We start from the raw sequence: 3,055 nt of genomic DNA on the forward strand, positions 1-3,055 counted from the left end.
TTCCAGAACTACGCGCTGTGGCCGCACATGACGGTCGCCGAAAACATCGGCTATTCGCTGAAGGTGGCGCAGCTCGACAAGGCCGTCGCGCGCCAGAAGGTTGAAGACGCACTCGCCCTGGTCAATCTGCAAGGGCTGGGCGAGCGTCGGCCGGCCAATCTGTCCGGCGGCCAACGCCAGCGCGTGGCATTGGCGCGCTGCCTTGTCGCCGCGCCCTCGTTGGTTCTGTTCGACGAGCCGCTGGCCAATCTCGACGTGCATCTGAGGGCTTCGATGGAGGACGAGTTCGCGTCCTTCCACAAGCGCACGGGCACGACGATCGTCTACATCACCCATGACCAGGCCGAGGCGATGGCGCTGGCCGATCGGATCGCGGTGATGGATGGCGGGCGTCTTGCCCAGCTGGCGACGCCACGCGAACTCTATCATGAGCCGGCAAATGAAATGGTGGCTTCCTTCATTTCGCAGGGCATTTTGCTGCCTGCGGATGTGTTGAGCGCGGAAGAAAGAGGGCACTGCAAGGTCCGCGTTCTCGGCGCGGAACTGGTTGTCCGCTGCCGGCCAGGCGAGCGGCCGCGAACCGGGGCAAAGGTCTGCTGCCGGTCGGCCGATCTCGACGTGTCGCCGGACGGTCCCGGCTTCGATGGTCTGGTCAAGCGGGTGATCTACCAGGGTGGCTCGGCGCGCATCGAATTCACGCCTTCGACCAATCCCGACCTCACCTTGCATTTCGAACAGCCCGATCCAGTCGCGCTGGAGAGCGGAGCCCAGGCACGCCTGCGGATACGCTCCGGCTGGCTGATCCCGGCGGCGGGGGCGGCATCGTGATGATGCTCGACCTGCTCGGCGGCTTTGGCGAAAAGGGCCGCACCAGCCTTGCTGTCTGCAGCGGCAAGGATCGCATCCTGCTCGACGTCGGCATCAAGGTCGGCGCCTCGGGGGCGGACTACTATCCGGCGCTGAACGGCTCGGTCGCCGACATCGATGCGCTGTTCGTCTCGCATGCGCATGAGGATCATATCGGCGCGCTGAGCTGGCTGCTGTCGCGCGGTTATGCCGGTCCGATCTTCATGACCGCCGAGACCCGCGACGAGGCGCCTGCCACGCTCGCCGGCTATGCTGAGCCCGAGGATTTCAGGCGGTTCCCTTTTCCCGAAGATCGCCTCGAATTGTTCGAACCCGGCGACACGTTGAACAGCGGCAATTTCACGATCCGGACGGGACGCTCCGGGCATGTCGTGGGCGGCGTCTGGTTTGCCGTGGACGATGGCGAGAGCCGCGTCGCCTATTCCGCCGATGTGGTGCCGGACAGCAATGTCTTCGTCATGGACACGATCCCGCACTGCGACCTGCTTGTCCTCGATGCTTCCTACGGCGCCGATCCGGTGCCGGGGGCGGCGCGTGCGCGCGAAATCTCGCAATGGGTTGCGAGGCATTCGGGCGGGTGTCTTTTGCCGACGCCGCTCTCGGGTCGGTCGCTGGAGCTGATCGCGGCCTTGCCAGGGCCGTTCGCCATCCATGCCGGCATGCGCTCGTCCCTGGAAGCGCAGATCGGCGCCACGGCAGCCCTGTTGCCGGGCGTTTCAACGTTGCTGCGCCGCCGCCTGCAAGACGCAGCCGACTGGACCGATGCCGATCCCCTGCCGTCCATGCCGCTGCTGGCGGATGACGGCATGGGTGAAGCCGGCCCATCGTCGCGCCTCTTGCCGCGTGCCGACCATTCCGGTTTTCCGGTGCTGCTTACCGGGCATCTGCCGTCAGGTTCGCCGGGCGATGTGTTGCACAAGGCCGGTCGGGCGGACTGGGTACGCATGCCGACCCATCCGACGCTGTCGGGCAATGTCGATATCTGGGAGAAGGCCGGCCGTCCCGCGGCACTCGGCCATTCCTGCACGCCGGATCTTCTCGGCGACCTGCAATCCCACATCCCCTCGCTGCGCACGCAATGCCGCACCGGCCAGCGCATAGTGGTGTCGGAGGCAAGAAAACGATGAGAATTCTGATCTGCAACGATGACGGCATCGAAGCGCCGGGGCTTGCCCGTCTGGTCGCGGCCGCCAGCGCGTTGAGCGGCGATGTCTGGGTGGTCGCGCCCGACGGCAAGCGCACCGCCGCCGGCTCGTCATTGACGATTGCCAGGCCGTTGACCATGCGGCGCCTCAAACCGAACTGGTACGCCTGTTCCGGCACCCCGGCCGATTGCGTGGTAAGCGCCATGACCTGGTTGTTCGCCGATACGAAGAAGCCAGATCTGGTGCTGTCGGGTGTCAACGATGGCCGCAACGTTGCCGAGGACCTTGCCTATTCCGGCACGCTCGGCATTGCGCGGGAGGCCACTTTCTGGGGCGTTCCGGCCATTGGCTTCTCACGCGTGAAAAATCCTGATTTCACCGATGGCGACGACCAATGGCTTGGCGCGCTGATCGTGTCCCTGTGGCAATCGCGCGCCGACTGGGCCGCTGAGGGTCATTGGCTGAGCATCAACCTGCCGACCTCGCTGCCGGCCGAAATCCGCCAGCCGCGCATCGGTCGCGACAAGATCGCCCGCAAGGCCGAGATCGTGGAGAGCGACGGCGACCGCACGGTCATCACCGTGCCGCGCGGGCGGGCTCACGACAGCCAGCCGGGCGACGAGAACGACGCGATCGATGCCGGCTTCATCAGCATCAACCGGCTGAACTGGCTTGGCGAGACGCGGCTGGACGAACGGTTTCTGGACGGGATCCCGCGCCAGCGGCAAACTGGCTGACCTGAGGTCTGCGCGTCGTCATCCGATCACCAACCTGTCAGCGGTTAAATCAAGCCAATCCACTACCTATGCTTGAAGCCGCCGCTATTTCATTCCACATCGGTGCGGATGAAGGGCGAAACAGGAGAACGGCGGCGGCATTTGCTGTGGGCTTTGCCCGCATCGCTGATCCTGCATGCGCTCATCGCGGCGTTTCTGATCTATGGCCTGCCGAGACCCGAGCAGCAGCCGGTTCAGCAGGAACAGCCCGTCAATGTCGCGATCGTGCCGCCGCCCGAGAAGCCCAAGCCGAAACCTGCTCCAAAG

At 65.2% G+C, this 3,055-nt stretch carries 3 protein-coding genes and 1 pseudogene; all 4 read left to right on the top strand.

From position 1 onward, the window contains the following. The coding region (locus EN879_RS30060; RefSeq protein ID WP_164774671.1) for an ABC transporter ATP-binding protein at positions 1–828 on the top strand (828 nt) is incomplete at its 5' end. After that, positions 828–1,994, top strand: a complete 1,167-nt coding sequence (locus EN879_RS30065) for an MBL fold metallo-hydrolase (protein WP_063169126.1) — start codon at positions 828–830, stop codon at positions 1,992–1,994. The genes EN879_RS30060 and EN879_RS30065, both read left to right, overlap by 1 nt. Next, on the top strand, positions 1,991–2,749 hold the full coding sequence (locus tag EN879_RS30070) for a 5'/3'-nucleotidase SurE (RefSeq protein WP_027162942.1): 759 nt from the start codon (positions 1,991–1,993) through the stop codon (positions 2,747–2,749). The genes EN879_RS30065 and EN879_RS30070 overlap by 4 nt, the downstream gene beginning before the upstream one ends. Positions 2,750–2,857: 108 nt before the next feature. Next, a pseudogene (locus EN879_RS30075) lies at positions 2,858–3,055 on the top strand (hypothetical protein); the annotation flags it as partial.

Origin of the sequence: Mesorhizobium sp. M7A.F.Ca.AU.002.02.1.1 (assembly GCF_003998535.1) — a bacterium.
GTDB lineage: Bacteria > Pseudomonadota > Alphaproteobacteria > Rhizobiales > Rhizobiaceae > Mesorhizobium > Mesorhizobium ciceri.